Origin of the sequence: Synechococcus sp. CCY 9618, assembly GCF_019038415.1 — a bacterium.
In the GTDB taxonomy this organism is placed as follows: domain Bacteria; phylum Cyanobacteriota; class Cyanobacteriia; order PCC-6307; family Cyanobiaceae; genus Cyanobium.
On sequence record NZ_JAFKRG010000006.1, the window covers coordinates 1 to 19,912 of the forward strand.

Consider the following 19,912-nt stretch of genomic DNA (forward strand, 5'->3'; position numbering starts at 1 on the left):
GGGCCAGCGGGAGCTGAGCCAGGAACTGGGCCGCACCCCCACCTTGAGCGAGCTGGCGGTGGCGGTGGAGCTGCCGGAGGAGGATGTGAAGGACCTGCTGTGCCGGGCGCGTCAGCCGGTGAGCCTGGAGACGAAGGTGGGGGATGGGGAGGATACGGAACTGCTGGATCTGCTGGCGGGGGACGAGCTGCTGCCTGGGGACCTGGTGGACGGGGAGTGCCTGAAGGGCGACCTGCGGGCGCTGCTGGAGCAGCTGCCGGACCTGCAGGGTCGGGTGCTGAAGATGCGCTACGGCATCGACGGCCAGGAGCCGATGAGCCTCACCGGCATCGCCCGCAGCCTTGGCATGAGCCGCGACAAGACCCGCAACCTGGAGCGCCGGGCCCTGGAGGGCATCCGGCACCATTCCCGCTCTCTGGAGGCCTATCTGGTGGCCTGAACGGGTCCCTGCCGGACCTGGCTCACCCCTGGGAACCGCAAGAAAAAGCCCCCGGGGGACCGGGGGCGAAGAGTTTTGCAGGCCTGGGGACATGACCCTGACGGCATCCCCCGGGTCGATCAGTAGCGGGGCCGGCCGCCACCACCGCCACCACCGGTGCGGGGCTGGGCCTTGTTGACCCTGATCATCCGTCCCATCCACTCGACGTCCTGCAGGTCGTCGATGGCCTTGGATTCATCGGCCTCGTTGGCCATTTCCACGAAGGCGAAGCCCCGCTTGCGGCCGGTTTCCCGGTCGAGGGGCAGGCTGCAGTTGCGCAGAGCCCCGTACTGGGCGAACAGATGGTTGAGATCCTCAACCTCCGCGTCGAAGGAGAGGTTTCCAACGTAAATCGTCATGAACAGAGAAAAAAATTATGAACCGATTCGTCGATAGCCCTGCAGGAAGTTGTTGCTCGCCGTAGAGACATCTTTGAATCAATTGAATCGTACAACCCTGCAGGGCATGAGCGAGGTGATCGCCCGGCACGGTGACCTACTTGCGGATGCCGAGCAGCTGGGCGCCGTAGTGCTCGCTGAATTCGGCCTGGTGCTGCCAGGCGGAGAGCAGGGTCTTGGCGACCTTGCGGAGCTCCTCGATGTCGTTGCAGCTGTCGATCGCGCGGGAGTGCATGGCAATCGAGAATTGTCGGTTGAGGGAAAGGGAGGTCTGCATGTCCGTCTTGCAATGTTTCAGAACATTACAATGGCTTGCTGGCCTACGTACTGCGGTTCCCCGTACCAGCCGGATGCCTCCTGGTCTGGGGCCTTGGCGGACCGCCTTCAGAAGAACTGGTCGAAGTTGTCGAAGTCGACGGCACTGAACGTCCCGTCCTGGACCTGCCCCATCAGTCGCTCCAGCTGCACCCACAGGGCGCCACCGGTGAGCAGGGAGAGGATGAAGGCCGCCAGGATGGCTGCACCGGCCGCGAAGCCGAACACCTGCAGGCTGCCGCCGATGAACAGGGTCACCCCGATCACGATGCCCGTGTAGGGGAGCATCGTCTCGAAATTGGTGATCGGCAGCAGGGCCAGCCGGTCCTGCTTCCAGCCCTCGAGCCGGTTCTGCACCATCTTCGCGAAGGTGAGCCCGCACAGGATGGCCATGGCCAGGCCGATGCCGGCCAGCAGGTAGGGCGGGTAGGTCAGGGGGGCGTACTCCAGCAGGATCTCCATGGCATCGAGATCGCCGAAGTCCCCGCTGGCCAGGTCCAGTCCCGCCTGCTGCAGGGTTACCGGAGCGGTGTCGAGGGCGGCCAGCAGCAGGGTCACGGCAGGGGTTCCGGCAGGTGATCGGGCCCGACCCTAGGCGCTGATGCCGCTGCGGGGCCTCGACGGCGACACCCGCTCAGACCTGCGGGGCTGACTCCAGCAGGACGACCCCGCCCCCCATGAGGTGGTGGTGGCGCTGCAGAACGACGACGATCCGCCCCTGCCAGCCCTTCGAAGCCTGCAGGCGGAGGGCCATCCCACCCCGTTGAAGCTGGTGTTCTGCGATCCCCTCGGGCTCTCCGCCCGCGTCAGGACCGCCACCGGACCGCCACTGGACCGCCTCCGAAGAGGCCTCCTGTCATCCGCTGCTGCTGGTGGATCCCGTGCCGACCTGCCACGAGGCCCTGGAGCCATGGGCGACCTGGCACAACTTCAGTGGCAACGCCTCCGCCATCACCCACGCCGCCCCGGTCTTCCAGGGCCGCACCAATCGCCCTCCATCGGCGGGTTGTGCTGCCTGGCGAACAGGCTGGTGGGCATCGCCATCGGCGTGCTGCCCGAGCCGGCCCCCATCCCCCATGCCAGGGACATCCCCGGCGGCCTCCGGTGGCAGTGGCCTCTCTTGGATGGTCACCATCCGGCGGGATGTTCCGGGGTTTGCTGCTGCTGGCGGATCGGATCTCAGCGGCGGCGATTGACCGGCAACAGGCGCATGACCCCGGTTTCCGGCGCTGGCTGGACCTGGACACGGCCGGGTCAACGAACTCCTGAGACCGGTGGGCGCGGCTCTCAGTCGAAGCGGCCGCGGAACCGATGGACGATGGCGTTCAGGGCCAGCAGCAGCAGCCCCACGCCGATGAACACCAGTCCCCGCAGGCCCAGGTCCGCCTGGGCCATGTCGACGGCCAGCAGCCGTAGCAGGCAGCCCCCCAGGCCGATCAGGGCCAGGTGGCGGAACTGGCTCTCCCGCAGCCCCAACCCGAGCAGGTAGACGGCGATGGCTTCGCCCGTCCAGAGGAGCGTCAGCAGGGAGCGGTCGTAACCGCTGGCCAGCACGAAGGCCACCGCCACGAACAGGGGGTAGTAGAGCCAGCGGTTGCGTGCGGCGGCCACCCGCTGGCCGATCCAGCCCAGGATCGGCAGGCCCCCCGGCCGGCCCAGCGTCTCCCGGTCGAGCCAGCGGTGGGAGGCCACGACGAAGGCCCCCTGCAGGGCGATCGCCAGGAGGCCGGCCGCCCGGGCTGTTCCCCCGTCGAGGGGAACAGGGGAGAGGTCCCCGCCCAGGCTCAGCACCAGCCGGGCCACCGCCAGCCAGTAGACGATCACCCCGTAGACCTGCAGCCGCACGGCGAAGCGCCGGCCCAGGGCCGGCGCCACCAGGGCCAGGGCCAGCAGGGTCCAGGCGACGGGCCTCCAGGGGGCGCTGATCTCGCCCACGATGATCACGCCCACACTGGCCAGGGTGGCCTCCAGGAAGCAGGGCTGGATCACCTGCCAGGTCCGCAGCCGTGCCAGCTCGGGGCTCGCCCGCAGGAACCAGCCCTGCAGGAAGACGGCGATCGCCAGCAGCTCGATCAACCACCGGCCCCGGATCTCCAGGGCACCGACCTGCACCAGCTCCAGGCTGGGACCGATCACCAGCAGGTAGGAGGCAAGGAAACCGACCAGATACACGAGGGTCAGGACAAGCCCCGCCTGGACACTGGCTCCGCGCAGTCGCCGGGTGGCGGCGAGGCTCCCCGAGCCCAGCAGCAGCCAGGCCGTTCCCGGCAGCAGCGGAGAGATCGGATCCAGCAGCAGCAGGGCCCCCAGGCCCGCATCGAGGCCCAGCAGGCCGAGGCCGAGGCGTTGCTGGCGGCTGCCGGCGGCGGCGATCATCAGCAGCAGGGCCAGACCGATCAGGGGCAGCAGCTGCGGCAGCAGCAGAGTGGCTGGCATGGGCTCCCTGGCCAGCAGCCGGAGCCAGGTGATGCCGTGGGCCGCTGCCACGGCGCCGCTGACGCCCAGCAGCAGACCCGGTGGCCGCCAACGTCGGGCCGCCAGCAGAAAGGCGCCCATCACCACCAGGCTGAGGCCGGAGCGCCATGGCTCCGGACCCACCAGGGCGGTCCCGACGAAGATCACGACGCCCGCCAGCCAGCCGAGCAGGGGTGGCTGGGGCAGGGGCACGCCATGACGCCGCAGCAGCACCTGCGCCCAGCTCAGCAGGGCGGCCCCGCTGGTCAGCACGGCGGCGGTCTGCAGGTCCCGGGTCGGATCCGTGCTCAGCAGGGCGGCCCCCAGGCCCGTCAGAGCCAGCAGCAGGCCGGCCAGGACACTGAGCCACCAGCCGATGCGCCGGATGGTGGGGGCCTGCTCCCGAACGCCGATGGCGAGGAACAGCAGGCATTCCGCCAGCAGAACGACCGCCAGCACGGGCCCGTCGGCGATCAGGGGCGCCAGGCTGATCAGGGAGGCCACCACCAGGGTCTGGCCCACCAGCCCATCGCCCAGGGCCAGCCAGCCCTCCCCCCGACGCCGGGCCCCCCGGGCCAGCAGCAGGGCCAGGGCGGCGGCCATCGCCAGGGCCGCCGCCCTGGACGCTGCCGTGCGGGGGTAGACGAGCAGGGCCAGGCCGAGACCGCCCCACTGGCTGATCAGCAGCGCCAGGGGCAGGCTCTTGAGCCGGGAGAGCGCCCCGCCCCGCCGGTGCAGGTCCAGCAGCCCGCGGCCGAACACCAGCACCGCGGCCAGGGCCGCGCCCCCCGCCAGAGCGGGAGAGGCGCCCAGCTCGGCGCCGTTGCGCAGGAACCAGATTCCCTGGAAGAGGGCATAGACCCAGAGGACCACCAGCCGGTGCCGTTCCCAGCGATGAGCCGGAGGCAGGCCGTATCCCAGCAGGGCGATGGCGCTGGCGATGGCCAGGGCGGTGGCGCCCTGGGGACCGATCGCCAGGGGCACCAGGCTCACCGCCACATGCAGGGAGGCGATGGCGGGGGTGCGGGCGACCGCCGCCAGGGCCAGGTTGAGCCCCACCCCCACCGCCAGCAGGGTCAGCGCCGGGGTGGGAGCCTCGATCCACTGCAGCCCGAGACGGGGCAGTCCGCCGGCGGCGGCGCAGGCGAACAGCACCAGGGCGCCGCCGCCGCTGCGCAGCCCGTCGGTGAGATCGCGCCAGCGCTCCTGCCGGCCCCAGAGCAGTGAAGGCAGGCCCAGGGTGGCCCCCACCAGCAGGGTCAGCAGGAACCGCTCGCGGGCCTCCAGCTGCAGCCCCGCGTTGATGATCATGAAGGTGGCACCGGCCACCACCACCAGCACGCCCAGCAGGCCGCTCCAGTTCTCCACCACCAGCCCCTCGATCCGCTTCCAGAGCAGGGCTTGGCGCACCTGCCGGGGGACAGGGGGCCGGGGCCGGGAGGGCAGGAGCCTCTGGGCCGGCTGGGCCGGCAGGGGCGCAGACCGCTCGGGCAGGGGAGGCGGCGGACTGGCCGGCGCCTCGGGCGGCGCAGCGGAGATCCTCGCTACCACGGGAGACGGGTCGCCCTGCAGCCGCTTTTCCAGGACCTCGCTCCAGAGCGAGAGGGCGAAGAACCGCTGGCTCAGGGAGGCCGCCTGGGCTTCGAGGCGCTTCAGGCGCTGCTCCATGGCTCGTATCTGCAGGACCCAGGCGGCCACCAGCAGGGGCAGAAGGATGAGCAGCAGGGCCCCGGTCAAGGCGTGGCAGGCGGTGGAAGCGTTACCTCCCTGTTAGTCGGCTTCCCCGGATCCGATCCTTCCTCGTCATCCTTTGTGGAGGAACCGGGTCCGAGGGATCCCGGGCAGGCGCTCAGGCCGCCAGGGGATTCAGCCGGGCCAGCAGGCCCCCGGCCAGCTTGCGGGCCGAGAAGGTGCGCCGCATCAGTCCCAGCAGGGCCTGCAGGTCGTCGGTGTGCAGCCGGTCGTGGCTCACCAGGGAGAGCAGCAGGCGCTGCCGCAGGCTGGTGCCCTCCTTGCCCAGGAGAAGCCGCAGACCATCGCGGGCCACCGGCAGCAGGTCGACGGAGGCGGCGCCGTTCTCCACCACCGCCAGCAGGTTCTCCAGCCGCTCCACCCGCAGCCGGCCGTCGCGGTCGAAGATCACCTCCAGCAGCTTCTCTCGCATCTCGGCGGTGTCCCCCGCCAGCAGCCGCCGCGCCACGTAGGGGTAGGCCACCCGGATGATGCGGAAATCCGGGTCGAGCCGCATCGCCAGCCCCTCCTGACTCACCACCGCCCGGATGATCAGGGCGAAGCGGGCCGGCACCCGGAAGGGATAGTCGTACATCAGCTCCGAAAAGCGATCGGTGATCGCCTTGAAGTTGAAGCTGCCCACGTTCTCGCCGAGGGCACCGCCCAGCACCTCCTCGAGGGCCGGGATGATCGGACCCAGGGGGGTCTGGGGATGCAGGAACCCCAGCACCACGAAGTCCCTGGCGAGGGCATCGAAGTCCCGGTTGATCAGGTGCACCACCGCCCCGGTGAGGGTGAGCCGGTCGGCATCGCTGAGGGAATCCATCATGCCGAAATCGACATAGGCCACATGGCCCATGCCGTTCGTCCGCCCCGGCAGGGCAAACAGGTTGCCGGGGTGGGGATCGGCGTGGAAGTAGCCGAACTCGAGCAGTTGCTGCAGCCCGGCGATCACCCCGGTGCGGATCAGGGCCGCCGGATCCAGGTGGTGCGCCTCCAGCTCCCGGCGGCTCTGCAGCTTGGTGCCGTTGATCCAGCTGGTGGTCAGCACCCGGCGGCTGCTGAGGGACCGCACCACGGTGGGCACGGTCACCTCGGGATGCTCCTCGAACAGATGGCCGAAGCGCTCGGCATTGTCGGCCTCGCGCCGGTAGTCGATCTCCTCGAAGAGGGTGAAACCGAACTCATCGATGATCGCCCCCAGCCCGAAGCCCAGATTGAGGGGCAGGAAGGGGGCCGCCAGCACCGCCAGGGAGCGGATGATCACCAGGTCGCGGCGCAGGATGAAGGGCAGCCCCGGCCGCTGCACCTTCACCGCCACCCAGTGGCCGTCGGCCAGGCGGGCCCGGTAGACCTGCCCAAGGCTTGCGGCCGCCATGGGGTAGTCGGGGAACTCCTCGTAGAGCGTGCCGGCGGGGGCTCCCAGTTCCTCCTCGATCATCGCCAGGGCGATGGCATGGGGGAAGGGGGGCAGGTCGTCCTGCAGCCTGGCCAGCTCCTCCAGCCAGTCGCGGCGCACCAGGTCGGGCCGGGTGGAGAGGGCCTGGCCCACCTTGATGAAGCAGGGGCCCAGGTCGCTCAGGGTGCCCAGGATGGCCCGGGCCAGCCGCTGCTGCACCCGTTGATCGGTGCTGCTCGACTGCACCGCCAGCCGCAGGGCCAGCCCGGCCAGGCGCCAGACCACCACAATCAGGCGGGTCACCAGGATCCAGGGCCGCAGCAGCAGCCAGCGCAGATCGGCGTTGGGGTCGTAGCGGGGGGCCGGGGTCCCGTCGGGGCGCGGGAAGGTCGGTCCCAGGGTCGCGGGCACGGGGATGGGGGCCGGGGCGCCGAGAGCGGGAGTGACGACAGTGGGTTGGCCGACAGTGGGACTGCCGACCGTGGGGGTGAAGACCTCAGCCAGGGTCCTGCCGCAGGGGTGGTCAGACTCTAGGAACTGTGTTTCCCGCCCCATGGGCCCGTTCTGGCGGCCGGCGCCCCTGGCCCTGCATCTGCCGGCCCACGGCCGGGGCCGGGCCCTGGCTCCCGAACTGCGGCGGCTGCTGCGCCAGCGCCCCGGCAGCTGGGACCTGCCGGAACTGCCTGGGTTCGGAGGCCCCCTGGAGCCGGTGGGATCGGTGGCCGAGGCCCAGCGCCGCTGTGCCGCCCTGCTGGGGGCCGATCGCTGCTGGTTCGGGGTGAACGGCGCCTCGGGTCTGCTGCAGGCCGGCCTCCTGGCCCTCTGCCCGCCGGGCTCCCGGGTGCTGCTGCCCCGCAATCTGCATCGCAGCCTGCTGCACGGCTGCGTGCTGGGAGGGCTGGAGCCGCTGCTCTTCGCTCTCCCCTGCGATCCCCTCACCGGCCTCTGGCTGCCCCCGGAGCCCGAGCGGCTGGAGCGGGTGCTGGCGGCGGCCCTCGCCGAGGGTCCGGTGGCAGCCCTGGGGCTTGTGGATCCCACCTACCAGGGGCTGGTGGCCGACCTGCCGGCCCTGGTGGGCCTGGCCCATCGGGCCGGGGTGCCGGTGCTGGTGGATCAGGCCCATGGCGACGGTGGGGCCCTCGAAGCCGGCGCTGATCTGGTGGTGCTCTCCCTCCAGAAGAGCGGCACCGGTCTGGCCCAGAGTGCCGCCCTGCTGGCCCGGGGCGAGCGGGTGGCGCCGGCGGCGATCGAGCGAGCCCTGCTCTGGCTGCAGACCTCCAGCCCCAGCGCCCTGCTGCTGGCCTCCACGGCAGCGGCGCTGGAGCACGCTGCCACCGCCGCCGGTCAGGGCCAGCGCCGCCGGGCCGAGCTCCGGGCCCGCCGGCTGCAGCGGCGCCTGGAGGCCCTCGACCTGCCGCTGGTCGCCAACGGGGATCCCCTGCGCCTGGTGCTGGCCACCGCTCCCCTGGGGATCAACGGGCTGGCGGCCGACGGCTGGCTGCTGCAGCGGGACGTGATCGCCGAACTGCCGGAACCCGGAAGCCTCACCTTCTGCCTGGGGCTGCAGCCGCCTTGGGGCCTGGAGCGGCGGTTGCCGCGGGCGCTGCTGGCGCTGCGCCGGGCCCTGGGCGGCGACCCCCTGCCCCCCTTCGCGGCCCCTCCCCTGCCCCTGGTGGCCGCACCGGCGCTGCCGATCGGCAGCGCCTGGCGAGCGCTGGCCGAGTCGGTTCCCCTGGAGCGGGCCGCCGGACGGGTGGCGGCCGAGCCCATCTGTCCTTACCCGCCGGGGATTCCCCTGCTGGTGCCGGGGGAGCGGATCGATCCGGCCCGCGCCGGCTGGCTGCAGGCCCAGCGGCGCCTCTGGCCCGGTCAGATCGCTGATACGGTGAAGGTCGTGGCCGGTTCGTAAGCCCGTTGTCGAACCCGTTCCACTGGGATTTCGTCACCCCCGGGCTGCCCGACAGCGCCTTCGAGGATGCACCAGGGTTCAGCCCCACGCCGATGGAGCTGCGCGTCATGCTGCTGGCCCATCTGCGCCCCCGGGCCGATTCCCTCGTCTGGGACGTGGGCGGCGGTACCGGCGCCCTGGCCCTGGAGATCGCCCGGCTGATGCCCGCCGGGGCGGTGCACACCCTGGAGCGGGATCCGGAGGCGATCGAGCTGCTGGAGCGGAACCGGCAACGCTTCGGCATCCACAATCTGCACATCTACGCCGGCCAGGCTCCCGACGACCTGGCCCTGCTGCCCGCCCGCCCCGACCGGGTGCTGCTGGAGGTGGGCCGGCCCCTGGAAGACGTGCTGCGGGCCGTCTGGGATGCCCTGCAGCCGGCAGGCCGGCTGGTGATCAGCACCGTCAACCTGGAGGGGCTGGTGAAGGCCACCGACACCCTGGCCCAGCTAAGGGCCCACGATGTCCAGGTGGTGCAGGCCACCGTGCACCGCATGCAGCGTCGCGGCAGCCAGGCCAAGCTGGCCGCTGCCGAACCGCTCTTCGTGATCGCCGCCGAGCGCTGAGTCCGAGCCCTTGCTTCCCGCCCCCCGCACCGCCACGTCCCTCCCCCGTCTGCTGAGCGGCTGGCTGGCCGGGGGCTTCGGCCTGGTGGTGGTGGGCCTCGGTGGCTGGTGGTTCACCGTGGCTGTGGGGGTGATCGTGCACCTGGGGCTGCTGGAGTTCTTCCGCATGGCCCATTTCAAGGGCATACGGCCCGCCGCCAAGACCACCCTGGTGGCGGTGCAGCTGCTGCTCGTCTCCACCCAGGCGGCAGCCGGCAGCAGCTGGCCGGGGGGTGGGGTGGCGGGCGATGTGGCCGCCGCCGTGCTGCCCGCCTCCGGGGCGGTGATCTGCGGCTGGCTGCTGCTCCAGCCGGTCACCGGCACCATCGCCGACATCGCCGCTTCGATCTTCGGCCTCTTCTACCTGGGTTTCCTGCCCAGCCACTGGATCAAGCTGCGGGACCTGACCGATCCCGCCCTGGCCCCCGGCCTCGAGGGGCTGGGCTGGCCATGGAGTCCGGGCATGGCCCTGACACTGATGGCCTGCCTGATGATCGTCGCCACCGACATCGGCTCCTACGTGATCGGTCGGCGCCTGGGGCGCCACGCCCTCTCGCCCATCTCTCCGGGCAAGACCGTGGAGGGGGCCCTCGGGGGGGTGCTCTGTGCCCTGCTGGTGGGGGCCCTGGGCGGGGTGCTGCTCGGCTGGCGCTGGGGCTGGCTGCTCGGGGCCGTGCTGGGCGCGGTGGTGTCCCTGTTCGCCCTCGTCGGCGACCTCACCGAATCGATGATGAAGCGGGATGCGGGTCTCAAGGATTCCGGTGATGCCATCCCGGGCCATGGCGGCATCCTTGATCGGATCGACAGCTACCTGTTCGTGCCGGCGGTGGTGTACTCCCTGGTGACCCTGGTGCTGCCCCTGCTGCAGCGCGGCTGAGGCTCAGGGGGAGACCCGGGCCTCTCCTTCCAGATGCAGCAGGTCGGCGGCCAGCTCGGCCTTTTCGATCCGGATGTTGGGATCCATCGGCAGCTGCGTGCACGGAGCTCCATCCACGCAGCGCAGCTCCACGGTTCCCTCGGCGGCCCGCAGCTGCACCTCCCGCTCCACGGGCTCCCGATCACCGTTGGCGAAGGCTCTCAGCAGCAGCCGGCTCTCCCGGATCCGCAACCCTGCCAGGGGGGTGAGGCCGAGCAGCTCATCGGCCAGGCCATCGCCCAGGCTGCGCCAGGCGGGGGTGCTGAGGGACCGGTTCAGGCCGTCACCGCTGAAACTCACCTGACCGTGGATGCGGAAGGGCTGCTCCAGCTTCACCGCCTGATTGCGCATCAGGGACCCCATGCGCACCTGAATGGTCTCGCAGCGCAACGTGACTTCCTCAATCTCCATGGCCTGATAGATCACCCGACGGGCCCGCAGGCGCACGCCGTCCAGGCGGCCCCGCAACAGCCGCAGCCCCGACCCCTCCAACCGGATCTCAACCCGTTCGATGGCCTCGCACTGCTGCCGGAGCCAGAGTTCCAGCCCCCGGGCCAGCAGGGCCAGCACCGGACCGCTGTCGCCCTCGCCAGGGGGGGCCGCGTCCGCCTTCCCGTCGGGTCTTGCGTCGGGGGGACGATCACTGTCGGGGGTGTCGCTCATCCGCCACCAGGGGCCAGGGATCCTCAGAGTCTCATTCCATCCGGGCCTGCCGGGCCGCACGGAAGGCTTCCGCGGCGGTCACCGCCGCCAGCAGCAGCAGGCCCGCCAGGCCGATCAGCTGGTTGCGGGGATCGACGGCCTGCAGGTCCGGTGCAGTGCCGGTGCCGCCCAGCAGGGCACCCAGCACAAACCAGCCCGTGGCCAGCGCCGTGGTGATCCAGTAGGCCCGCCAGCGCCGCTGGTAGACATAGCCGGTGCCCAGGCCCGGCACCACGTTCAGCAGGGCTCCCAGCCAGGGGGCGGAAGCGGCCAGGATCGGTTGTCGTTCGGGCGTCATCGGCGTCGTCTCCGTTGTGGCAGCACTCTCCCCCGACTCTGCTCCCGGCAGGCCCCCGGGTGGGGCTTCCCTGGCGGTGATCGGTGCCGGGGTGGCCGGCTGCGCCCTGGCGGCCGGGCTGCGGCGCGGCAACTGGCTGGGGCCCATCACCCTCTGGGAAGCGGGCCGGGGCCCGGGGGGGCGGGCCGCCACCCGCCGCTCCCGCCGGGACGGGAACCTGCACATCGACCACGGAGCACCCCTGCTGAACCTGGTGGGGGATCCCGTTCCGGAGCTGGTGGCTCCGCTGCTGGAGGAGGGCTGGCTGGTGCCCTGGCGGGAGCCGGCGGCGGTGCTGCTTGGGAACGGGTGCCTGGGACCGGCGCAGGACGATCCCCTGCTGCGCGGCGTGCTCCTGCGGGGCCGCCAGGGCATGGACGACCTCTGTCGTGGCCTGCTGGCCCTGGCGGAGGCCCAGGGCCCTCCCGGCGCTCTGAGCACCCACCACGGCACGCTCGTGCGCCACCTGGAGCCGCGGCGGCAGGGGGGCTGGCGCCTCCGCGACGACAGCGGCGAGCTGCTGGGGGAGGCCGACTGGCTGGTACTTTCCGGCACCCTGCTGGCCCATCCACGCGCCCAGGAGCTGTTCGGCTGGCCCGAGGTGCCCCTGCGGCAGGCGGCGGCGTCCCTGGCGGATCCCGCCCTGGACAGGGCTCTCGAGGCCATCGGCACCATCGCGTTGGAGGCACGGGGCAATCTGCTGCTCACGATCGCGGCGGCCGCGGCGCCCCACTGGCTGGCCCTCCCCTTCCGTCTGCTCGGTTGCGACGACGAAGCCCAGCGCCGCTGGGGAGTGCGGCGGGTGGCCATCCAGCCCCTCGCCGACGGCCGCTGCACCGTGGTGACCCATTCCAGTGCCGCCCTCGCCCAGGACTGGTTCGACCGCTACGGTCCGGCCTGGCACGAAGCCGACGTCATGACCCAGCTGGAAGGGACCCTCGCCACCGTCCTGGCCCCCTGGCTCGGTGATCCCCCCACGCCGGGAGAAGGGCTCCCCGGTGTGCAGGAGCGCCGCCTGATGCGCTGGGGGGCCGCCTTCCCGGTGCCCCCCGGTCTCCCCGCCGCTGCCATGGTCTGCCCGGACTCCCGGGTGGCCTTCTGCGGCGACGCGATCGACGGACCCGGCTGCGGCCGGATCGAGGGGGCCCTGCGCAGCGCCCAGGATCTGGCGGGGAGGCTGCTGGCCCTGCTGCTGCTGGTCTGCCTCGGTCTCGGGTTCGGCCTGCCGGGGCCGGCGCTGGCGGCAGCGGGCCTGGCCTACGTCTGCGACGGCGATCCCCTGGTGGCCACCGCCGACAACGGCCCGGTGGATGCCCCCGGCATCCCCAACACTGCGGAGGGAACGGTTCCTGGGGCCACGGTGGTGCTGGAGTGGCGTGGTCTGCAGCTGCAGCTGCCCCGCACCAACAACGCCGGTCCCCCCAGCTACACCGACGGCCTCTGGTGGTGGAGCCTGGAGGACCCGCAGCATCCCCGCTTCCTGCGGCGCCGCGCTGCCGTCGAGAGCTTCAGCTGCCGGGCAGTTCCTGCTGCAGCATCGCCAGTCGACGGGCGTTGACACCCAGATCCGAATCCCCCAGCCGCGAGACCGAACGGGCCTGCAGCACCCCGGCGGAGGGAACCGCATGCAGTTCCAGGTCGTCCACGAAGCCGAAGACGCTGCTGGTGGCGGTGGCATGGAGGTAGCGCCCGTCGCGTTCAACAATCTGCAGTCCTTCGGTGGTTTCCAGCACCGGCAACAGGGCGCTCAGGGCCGCCGCCGGATCGGCCAACGGCCAGTCGGCCCGGGCGCAGTGGGCCGGAGACGGACAGGAGGAGAGGGAGCCGTCGTGCACGCCGAGGTCTTCCGGCACCGGGCCCTCCAGATGAAGCAGCGAGGCTCCGGCCCGCTCCGGAAGCCCCAGCCCCGCCATCGACAGGAGCAGGGCGAGCAGCAGGCCGGCGACGAGCCGCGGCAGGGAGGGACGCGGTAAGGAAGTCATGGGGAAGGGGTGAGCGGCGGCAGGTGAGGGTCGAGGAAGCTCAGGGGCCGAGCCATCGTGGCCGAGAAACCCAGGATGCCCCGATCACGGTGGTGGTGGAGGATCCGGTCGTCGGCATCCAGCAGAAAGGTGCCCCCCCGCTGGGTGAGGTGGTGATCCGTGGGCACGTAGGTGCGCCAGTGGCCGAGCACTTCCACCATGTTGCGGAGCCGCAGGGTGGCGAGCTCGAAGGGGCGCAGGAAGCCGCTGCCGCCGGCCCGCTCGAACAGAGCGCCCTGGATCTGCAGGCCGCCGATGGCCACCGTGTCGCCGGCGGCGAAGCGCTGGGGGGCGCGGCGGTCGCCGGTGTAGCCCCGCAGCACTTCCGCCAGGGTGCCCGGCGAACCGATGCCGGCGCACATCAGCAGCAGGTTGGGCCAGGGGCCCGGCAGCAGTTCCAGGCCGGGGTACAGCCCGAGGCTGCGGTGCAGCTCGGCGTCGGGTCTCACCTCCAGCCGCCCGACGGGGAAGCCGGTGAAGCCGCAGAACCGCTCCCGGCCGGCCTGGTCGCCGATGGCGATGGCCAGAACGCCGATGTCGGCCGCCGCCAGCCGGGGCAGGGCGGGCACCAGGGCCTGGGCGTACTCGAGGCTGTCGAAATCCCCGAGCTGGCCAAGCAGCACCACCAGCCGTCGGCGCCCGGGCCCCAGGCCGGACAGGGACGCCAGGTGCGCCCTGAGCACCTCGGGGGCCAGCTCCTGCAGGGTCGACGCCGGGTGGTCGCTGGTCATCAGGCCCCCTCCAGCCAGGTCGCCGCCACCTGCTCGGGCTGGTCGATGTGGGGCAGGTGGCCGCAGGCCTCCAGTTCCGTGATGCGCGGACCCAGCAGGGCCTGGGCGGCCCGTTTCTGGGGGGCGCGCAGGATCCGGTCGTCGGCACCCCAGAGCACCGCCAGGGGCTGGGGGGGCAGGGGGGCGCCGCAGCCGGCGAAGCCGCCGCTGCGGGCGAAGCGGCGCAGGGCCTCGGCCCAGCCCGGCGCCTTCAGGTGCAGGGAGGCGATCTCCAGTTCCGCCGGGCCCACATCCCGATCCGGGTCAGCGAAGGCGCTGCGGCAGAGGCCGCGGCGCACCGACGGCAGGCCCAGGAAGCGCACCCCCAGCCCGTCCAGCAGCGGTGGCAGGGGCATGGGCCTTCCGGTCAGACCGGCGGGTGCCAGCAGCAGGAGACGGCTGAAGCGGTCGGGATGGCGGCGCGCCAGTTCCACCGCCACCGAGCCTCCCATCGAGGCGCCGATCAGGCCCATGGGGCCCCCATGGGCCGGGTAGCGGTGGTCCAGCTCCAGCAGCAGGGCGTCCAGGTGGCGCAGCAGTGCCTGGGGGGTGTAGTCAGCCTCCGCGGGCCGGGGGCAGAAGCCGAAGCCATGCAGGTCGGGAATCAGCAGCCGGTGCCCGCCGGCCAGCAGGGGGGCCAGGCGGCGGAACTCCAGGAAGGAGCTGTCGAAGCCGTGCAGGAGCAGCAGCGGCGGCCCCTCGCCCAGGACCGCCACGGGCCAGGTCCCGGGATGGTCGGGCAGCTCCCACCATTGCACCTGGGCGGCCAGCTGGCGCCCCTGGGGGTCGAGCAGGGAGCCGGCGGCGGCCGTCACCAGATCACGGCCGCTGCTGGGGCCGGAGGGGCCTGCGTTCACGCCGGGTGCCGGTCGGCGGCGGCACCCACCATGGCGGCCAGCAGATCCTCCGGGCCGACGGCAAAGGGCAGCCGGTGCAGGTCGGAGTCCGGACGGCAGGCGAAGCGGCAGACCTCCCGCAGGTCCTCCAGGGTGGCGCCGGCCAGGCCCAGGGCCTCCAGATCGGTGGGCAAACCCAGCTGGCGGAAGAAGGGCAGCAGCTGCCGGCGGGCCTGGGCCGCCAGCCGGTTGCCGGCCAGCTGCTCCTCCAGCCCCAGCTGCACCAGCACCCCGAAGCCCACCTTTTCGCCGTGCAGGTTGCCGTGGGTCGCCGCCAGCTGGGTGAGCCCGTTGTGCACGGCATGGGCGGCCACGGTCCGGCAGCGGGCGCCACCGATGCCGCCGATCAGACCGGCGGTGAGGGCGCAGGCCTCCGCCACCCGCACCCAGGCATCCCCCTGGGGGTCCGCCAGGGCGCTCTCCCCCTCCAGCAGCAGCAGATCGCGCAGGATCCGGGCCATCTGCACCGCCTGCTGCACCAGGCCGTCGCCGCTGGAGCCGCTGCTCACCGAGGACTCGTACCACTTGGCCAGCGCATCGGCGATGCCGCTGGCGAGGGTGCGGCTGGGTGCCTGACGCACCAGGTCATGGTCGAAGACGAGCAGGTCCGGGCAGCGGTCCAGGGCCAGATCACCCAGGAAGGCCCCTTCAGGGGTGTAGAGATTGGCCAGGGCGGTCCAGCCGGCGCAGGTGGCGGCGCTGGTGGGCACGGTGATGCAGGGCAGGCCGAGCCGATGGGCCAGAAGCTTGCCCGCATCGAGCACCTTGCCGCCGCCGGCGGCGATCACCGCATCACAGCCCGCCTGGCCGGCCTCGGCCGCCAGGGAGCCGAGATCCTCCTCGCAGCAGTCCCTCAGCCCCTGGCTGATCCGGGGGCGGCCAGCGGCCCTCTCCAGATCGACGGCCAGTTGCTGGCGCAGCCCGAAGGTGGCCGCGCTCCGTCCGAGCAGCAACGGTCGTCGTCCCAGGGCAAGGATGGATGGCAGGGCCCGGGCCCAGGCACCGGGCCCCCGCAGCACGAGGGTCGGAGCGATGGCGTGGGTCTGGAGTGGATCCGTCATGGCCACAATCACCTCTCTGGAATGTAGAAGTCGGCCCTGCCCCCTCGCGATGACGATTCCCCTCAGAGGGCCGGGGCCCGGCGGTCCTCCTCCATCTGGGGAAGCCTGCGGTCGGGACGGGAGAGAAGGGCGGTGAAATCCTCCAGCGAAAGGGGTCGGCTGAAGTAATAGCCCTGGAACTGGTCGCAGCCGTAGGCGTTGAGCAGGGCCACTTCCTCGGCCCGCTCGGGGCCTTCCGCCAGGGTGATCAGCCCGAGTTCACGGGCCATGGCCAGGGTCGACTTGACGATGGCGCGGGAGGACTCGCGCCGATCGAAGGAGGAGATGAAGGAACGATCGATCTTGATCTTGTGGATGGGGAACTGATGCAGAACGCTCAGCGAGGAGAAGCCGGTCCCGAAGTCGTCCACGGCGATGGGGATACCCATGGCTTCCAGCCGACGCATCTTCTCCAGGGCGCCGATCTCGGCCAGAAGACAGGATTCGGTGATCTCCAGTTCGATCTCCTCCCCCTGCAGTCCGCTGGCGGCCAGCAGCTCCGCCACCAGGGTCGGCAGGTCGCCATTGGCTTCCTGAAACTGGAGGTTGGAGACGTTCACGGCCAGCGGCGGAACCTCCAATCCCTGCTCCCGCCATTGCCGGATCTGCTGGCAGGTGGCTTCCAGCACCCAGCGGCCGATCCGATGGATCAGGCCGCTGGCTTCGGCGATGGGGATGAACACTCCAGGCGACACCTGTCCCAGCCTGACGTTGTGCCACCGCAACAGACATTCCGCCCCCAGCAGGACTCCCTGGCCATCGGTCTGGGGCTGGAACATGAGGGAGAGCTCGCCGTGCTCGATGCCGAACTGCAGTTCGCTCTCGATCCGGAGCCTGTGCAGGCTCTCCCTGGTCATGCGCGGGTCGTAGGCCCTCACTGTGCCGGGGGACAGCTGCTTGGCTTCGGTGAGGGCCGTGGCGGCGAACTGGAGCAGCTCACCGGGGTCATGGCCGTGCTCCGGAAACAGACTGATGCCGCAGCAGGCGTTCAGTTCCACCACCAGCCCTTCACGCATGGGCAGGGCCTGACGCACCACCCGGATCAGCTCCTGGGCGCGGCTGATCGCCGTTCCGGTCTTGGTTCCCTTGCGCAGGATCACCAGGAACTCGTCGCTGCCGATGCGCGCCAGCAGCTCACCCGGCGCCAGGGAGCTGCGCAGCCGTGCGGCCGTCGCACTCAGCACCAGGTCTCCCTGGTCGTGGCCGAAACCGTCATTGATGCGCTTGAACCCGTCGAGGTCGAGCCAGAAGATCTCCAGACCACTCGCCTCACGGCCCATGGCCCCCTCCAGCTCCAGCCTGGCCTTGCGCATGTTCGGCAGATCCGTGAGTGGATCGTGGTAGCCGAGGTAATTGAGCCGATCGTCCTTTTCCTGGAGCTGGCTGAGGTCCGAGAGGACACCCATGTAGCGGGTGGTGCGTCCCTCGGCGTCGCGGATCGTCTGGATGTTCAGCCAGGCGGGGGAGGCTGATCTCCCCTGGGGCTGGATCCAGAGTTCCCCCTGCCAGCTGCCCCGGTCGATGACCGTGGCCCAGAGCCTCGCCCCATCCACCTTGGCGCCCTGCTGGCATGCCAGGAGATGCTCCTTCCGGCTCAGCAGAGCCTCACGGCTGCTGCCCACTAGGCGGCAGAAGGCATCGTTGACCTGAAGCAGACGTCCCTCCAGGTCGGTGATCGCCACGCCCTCCTCGATCTGGCGGAAGGCCTCCGTCGAGATCCTCAGCTCCCCCCGGGCATCGGCTTCCTGGGCATGGGCGCGGTCCGCCACGTCCAGAGCCACCTGAATGCGGTGGCTCTGGCGCACCAGCCGGTGGCTCAGGACCGTTAGCAGCCCCGTCAGCAGCAATCCGGAGGTCAGAACCCGGTCCCAGGGGCCGCTGCGCACCCGCTCCAGCCAGGGAAGGCGCGTGGCCAGCAGCCAGCGGACGCCGAGGATGTCGATCGGCCGCTGGTCGTCGCTGCTGAAGGCGGCCGGCGGCCGGCTCCGGGTGGTGTCGTGAATCAGCCGGGCGGGCGTTGGGCTCTGGGCGGCGAAGAGCTGCACGTCGACCGGTTCGTTGAGCTGGAACTCGGAGACCCGGATGGCGCCGTTGACGAGCTCGTCCGGCTGGAGCGGCAGCAGGAACCAGCCGCGCAGGGCCACCCGGCGCGCCTGCAGGGTCGCGGGAGCCTTGCCCTCTCGGTAGAGCGGCAGCAGCAGAAGCAGCATCCTGTCGTTCGGCTCCAGGCTGTACGGACCGGCTGCCAGGGGTTCCGACAGCAAGGGGCGACCGGCATCGCGGGACCGGTTCATCGCCTCGATCGCCGCGGGCTGTTGCAGCATGACCTGCAGGGCCATCCTCTGCTGTCGGGGCATGTCCGACGGATCGAGCAGCCTCAGCCGGGCGGGAGCGTCCCCCAGTTTCTCGATCCAGGCGATCGGCTGACCCACTTCCAGGGCGTCTGTCTGCAGCCGGATCCGCTCGAGATAGCGGGTGAAGGGGCCCTGGCCCAGGGTGGAGACAGCGTCGAAATGGGCGGCCAGGCCCTGAAGAGAGGCAGTGTTCGATTCCAGCCGGGTGCGTAGGGCCGAGCTGACGGCATTCAGGGCCTGGTCCCGGCGCAGCTGTTGCAGCCGACCGGAACTGCGCAGGGTGCTGACCAGCGAGAGGGTTGTGAGCAGGAGCCCGAACACCCCCACCGCCGCAGGCAGCCATCGGTGCCAACCCTGCGGATCCGCATGGGCGGGCATAGCCTCGGCGGATCGGGGCGGGCTCTCCTGCATCCCAGCAGCGTAGAGAAGACGATTTTCACCAGCAACCGCCATCTTTTCATCGTGGTATCTCCGCTTGTCGCTGGCGTAAACCTGTCAAAAACACAGCCCCAGCTGCGGTGGCGAATGGCTGTCGGCCTGATGCTGACGCTTGTTCTGTCGGCCTGCGGAAACAAGGTCCCTGAGTTGCGCATTGCCATCAACGAATGGCCTGGTTTCGCCTACTTCCGCCTGGCTCAGCGCCAGAAGATGTTCCGGGAGTCGTCGGTCAGGGTGAAGATCCAGTCCTTCCGAAATCCCGCTGATCAGATTCGTCGTTACGTCGAGGGTGGTGCCGATGCGGTTTCATTCTCGATGGGGGACACCATCCTGGTCTGCGCCAAGGTGCCGCAGCGATGTCCGGTGATCGTCTTCGTGATCGATGAATCTCGCGGCGGCGATCAACTTCTTGGCCTGCCAGGATACGAGACCCTTTCTTCTTTGCGCAATCAGCCTATCGCCTTAGAAGATTCCGCGCTCTCGATGTATCTCATCCAACGTATTTTTGAACGGGCTGAGCTTGGGGGCCCTCCACCCTCCCAACTTCGTTTCGCGCCCCAGGAGGCTTTCGCAGGCATGCTCCGATCAGGGGAGGTCAAGGCGGTGCTCACCTATCCACCGAGCTCTGCGATGTTGCAGAAAAAGCTGGATCTGCGATTGGTGATCTCCACCCGGTCTCTGCCGGGGGAGGTTCTGGATGTGCTGGCGGTGTCACCGGAGTATCTGCGGCGACATCCCAGGGCGGTGGCGGCCCTGATCGAGGGCTGGCGCGAGGCGCGCTCCCTGGAGCGGAACTCCCCCGACAAGGTGGTGCCCGCGTTGGCTTCCATGATGGGAATTCCCGTGGAGCAACTCCGATCGGAACAGAAGGGCCTGCTGTATCCGGGAATGCAGGAGCAGTATCAGATGCTCTCCAGCGAGGGTGGGACCCTCATGGGCCCCCTGCGCAGGGAACATGCCGTGCTGGTGAAAATGGGGCTGATCGAATCCCCAACCCCCCTGCCCCGTCTGGACGGGAGGTTCATCTTTCCCACCCTGCCCAACTGAAAC

18 protein-coding genes are annotated in these 19,912 nt (G+C 70.8%); 6 read left to right on the forward strand and 12 right to left on the reverse strand.

Annotated features, from left to right (window positions below; all coding sequences use genetic code 11):
* Window positions 1–439 (forward strand): sigma-70 domain-containing protein (locus tag KUG41_RS00995; RefSeq protein ID WP_305798558.1); only part of this gene is annotated, 439 nt, incomplete at its 5' end.
* A gap of 119 nt (window positions 440–558) precedes the next feature.
* Here KUG41_RS00995 and KUG41_RS01000 read toward each other — a convergent pair.
* The 5 genes from KUG41_RS01000 to KUG41_RS01020 form a co-directional block, all read right to left on the reverse strand.
* Window positions 559–837, reverse strand: coding sequence for an RNA-binding protein (locus tag KUG41_RS01000; protein WP_216900186.1), 279 nt, complete (start codon window positions 835–837; stop codon window positions 559–561).
* 136 nt (window positions 838–973) lie between these two features.
* The gene (locus KUG41_RS01005; RefSeq protein WP_216900188.1) at window positions 974–1,153 is read right to left on the reverse strand and encodes a hypothetical protein; all 180 of its coding nucleotides are present in this window, start codon (window positions 1,151–1,153) and stop codon (window positions 974–976) included.
* A gap of 107 nt (window positions 1,154–1,260) precedes the next feature.
* Window positions 1,261–1,740, reverse strand: coding sequence for a hypothetical protein (locus tag KUG41_RS01010; RefSeq protein WP_216900303.1), 480 nt, complete (start codon window positions 1,738–1,740; stop codon window positions 1,261–1,263).
* A 738-nt stretch (window positions 1,741–2,478) separates the two neighbouring features.
* Window positions 2,479–5,382 carry a hypothetical protein gene (locus KUG41_RS01015; RefSeq protein ID WP_216900190.1) on the reverse strand — a complete coding sequence of 968 codons (2,904 nt, stop codon included), beginning with the start codon at window positions 5,380–5,382 and terminating at the stop codon, window positions 2,479–2,481.
* Window positions 5,383–5,494: 112 nt separating this feature from the next.
* Window positions 5,495–7,330, reverse strand: a complete 1,836-nt coding sequence (locus KUG41_RS01020; protein ID WP_254216709.1) for an AarF/ABC1/UbiB kinase family protein — start codon at window positions 7,328–7,330, stop codon at window positions 5,495–5,497.
* Here KUG41_RS01020 and KUG41_RS01025 point away from each other — a divergent pair.
* The 3 genes from KUG41_RS01025 to KUG41_RS01035 are packed head-to-tail and all read left to right on the forward strand — an operon-like array spanning window position 7,329 to window position 10,205.
* Complete coding sequence (locus tag KUG41_RS01025; protein WP_216900192.1) at window positions 7,329–8,684, forward strand: aminotransferase class I/II-fold pyridoxal phosphate-dependent enzyme; 1,356 nt, start codon at window positions 7,329–7,331, stop codon at window positions 8,682–8,684. The genes KUG41_RS01020 and KUG41_RS01025 overlap by 2 nt on opposite strands.
* Before the next feature lie 5 nt (window positions 8,685–8,689).
* Window positions 8,690–9,289 carry a precorrin-6Y C5,15-methyltransferase subunit CbiT gene (gene cbiT / locus KUG41_RS01030; protein ID WP_216900194.1) on the forward strand — a complete coding sequence of 200 codons (600 nt, stop codon included), beginning with the start codon at window positions 8,690–8,692 and terminating at the stop codon, window positions 9,287–9,289.
* A gap of 10 nt (window positions 9,290–9,299) precedes the next feature.
* On the forward strand, window positions 9,300–10,205 hold the full coding sequence (locus KUG41_RS01035; RefSeq protein WP_216900196.1) for a phosphatidate cytidylyltransferase: 906 nt from the start codon (window positions 9,300–9,302) through the stop codon (window positions 10,203–10,205).
* A gap of 3 nt (window positions 10,206–10,208) precedes the next feature.
* Here the strand turns inward: KUG41_RS01035 and KUG41_RS01040 are convergent, their stop codons facing one another.
* Both KUG41_RS01040 and KUG41_RS01045 read right to left on the reverse strand, forming a co-directional pair.
* On the reverse strand, window positions 10,209–10,907 hold the full coding sequence (locus KUG41_RS01040) for a DUF2993 domain-containing protein (protein ID WP_216900198.1): 699 nt from the start codon (window positions 10,905–10,907) through the stop codon (window positions 10,209–10,211).
* 31 nt (window positions 10,908–10,938) lie between these two features.
* On the reverse strand, window positions 10,939–11,244 hold the full coding sequence (locus KUG41_RS01045; protein WP_216900200.1) for a hypothetical protein: 306 nt from the start codon (window positions 11,242–11,244) through the stop codon (window positions 10,939–10,941).
* Window positions 11,245–11,260: 16 nt separating this feature from the next.
* On the opposite strand from KUG41_RS01045, the gene KUG41_RS16020 reads away from it, so the two are divergent.
* The gene (locus KUG41_RS16020) at window positions 11,261–12,841 is read left to right on the forward strand and encodes an NAD(P)-binding protein (RefSeq protein WP_371733988.1); all 1,581 of its coding nucleotides are present in this window, start codon (window positions 11,261–11,263) and stop codon (window positions 12,839–12,841) included.
* Here KUG41_RS16020 and KUG41_RS01055 read toward each other — a convergent pair.
* The 5 genes from KUG41_RS01055 to KUG41_RS01075 form a co-directional block, all read right to left on the reverse strand.
* The gene (locus KUG41_RS01055) at window positions 12,792–13,265 is read right to left on the reverse strand and encodes a DUF1499 domain-containing protein (RefSeq protein WP_216900202.1); all 474 of its coding nucleotides are present in this window, start codon (window positions 13,263–13,265) and stop codon (window positions 12,792–12,794) included. The genes KUG41_RS16020 and KUG41_RS01055 overlap by 50 nt on opposite strands.
* Window positions 13,262–14,035: an AhpC/TSA family protein gene (locus KUG41_RS01060; RefSeq protein ID WP_216900204.1), complete on the reverse strand. Its 774-nt coding sequence runs from the start codon at window positions 14,033–14,035 to the stop codon at window positions 13,262–13,264. Before KUG41_RS01060 ends, KUG41_RS01055 begins: the two co-directional genes overlap by 4 nt.
* Window positions 14,035–14,931 carry an alpha/beta fold hydrolase gene (locus KUG41_RS01065; RefSeq protein WP_216900206.1) on the reverse strand — a complete coding sequence of 299 codons (897 nt, stop codon included), beginning with the start codon at window positions 14,929–14,931 and terminating at the stop codon, window positions 14,035–14,037. Before KUG41_RS01065 ends, KUG41_RS01060 begins: the two co-directional genes overlap by 1 nt.
* Window positions 14,928–16,031, reverse strand: coding sequence for an iron-containing alcohol dehydrogenase family protein (locus KUG41_RS01070; RefSeq protein WP_216900208.1), 1,104 nt, complete (start codon window positions 16,029–16,031; stop codon window positions 14,928–14,930). Before KUG41_RS01070 ends, KUG41_RS01065 begins: the two co-directional genes overlap by 4 nt.
* Window positions 16,032–16,093: 62 nt before the next feature.
* Window positions 16,094–18,802: an EAL domain-containing protein gene (locus KUG41_RS01075; protein ID WP_216900210.1), complete on the reverse strand. Its 2,709-nt coding sequence runs from the start codon at window positions 18,800–18,802 to the stop codon at window positions 16,094–16,096.
* Between the two features lie 147 nt (window positions 18,803–18,949).
* Here KUG41_RS01075 and KUG41_RS01080 point away from each other — a divergent pair, with 147 nt between their 5' ends.
* Window positions 18,950–19,909: a hypothetical protein gene (locus KUG41_RS01080; RefSeq protein ID WP_216900211.1), complete on the forward strand. Its 960-nt coding sequence runs from the start codon at window positions 18,950–18,952 to the stop codon at window positions 19,907–19,909.
* Window positions 19,910–19,912 lie beyond the last annotated feature (3 nt).

What these genes read in the sequence shown, in the direction of transcription:
- KUG41_RS01055 (WP_216900202.1), bottom strand. Translation starts at nt 13,265, where the DNA reads ATGACTTCCTTACCGCGTCCCTCCCTGCCGCGGCTCGTCGCCGGCCTG.
- KUG41_RS01070 (WP_216900208.1), bottom strand. Translation starts at nt 16,031, where the DNA reads ATGACGGATCCACTCCAGACCCACGCCATCGCTCCGACCCTCGTGCTG.
- KUG41_RS01005 (WP_216900188.1), bottom strand. Translation starts at nt 1,153, where the DNA reads ATGCAGACCTCCCTTTCCCTCAACCGACAATTCTCGATTGCCATGCAC.
- KUG41_RS01060 (WP_216900204.1), bottom strand. Translation starts at nt 14,035, where the DNA reads ATGACCAGCGACCACCCGGCGTCGACCCTGCAGGAGCTGGCCCCCGAG.
- KUG41_RS01020 (WP_254216709.1), bottom strand. Translation starts at nt 7,330, where the DNA reads ATGGGGCGGGAAACACAGTTCCTAGAGTCTGACCACCCCTGCGGCAGG.
- KUG41_RS01075 (WP_216900210.1), bottom strand. Translation starts at nt 18,802, where the DNA reads ATGCCCGCCCATGCGGATCCGCAGGGTTGGCACCGATGGCTGCCTGCG.
- KUG41_RS01045 (WP_216900200.1), bottom strand. Translation starts at nt 11,244, where the DNA reads ATGACGCCCGAACGACAACCGATCCTGGCCGCTTCCGCCCCCTGGCTG.
- KUG41_RS01040 (WP_216900198.1), bottom strand. Translation starts at nt 10,907, where the DNA reads ATGAGCGACACCCCCGACAGTGATCGTCCCCCCGACGCAAGACCCGAC.
- KUG41_RS01025 (WP_216900192.1), top strand. Translation starts at nt 7,329, where the DNA reads ATGGGCCCGTTCTGGCGGCCGGCGCCCCTGGCCCTGCATCTGCCGGCC.
- KUG41_RS01000 (WP_216900186.1), bottom strand. Translation starts at nt 837, where the DNA reads ATGACGATTTACGTTGGAAACCTCTCCTTCGACGCGGAGGTTGAGGAT.
- KUG41_RS01080 (WP_216900211.1), top strand. Translation starts at nt 18,950, where the DNA reads ATGGCTGTCGGCCTGATGCTGACGCTTGTTCTGTCGGCCTGCGGAAAC.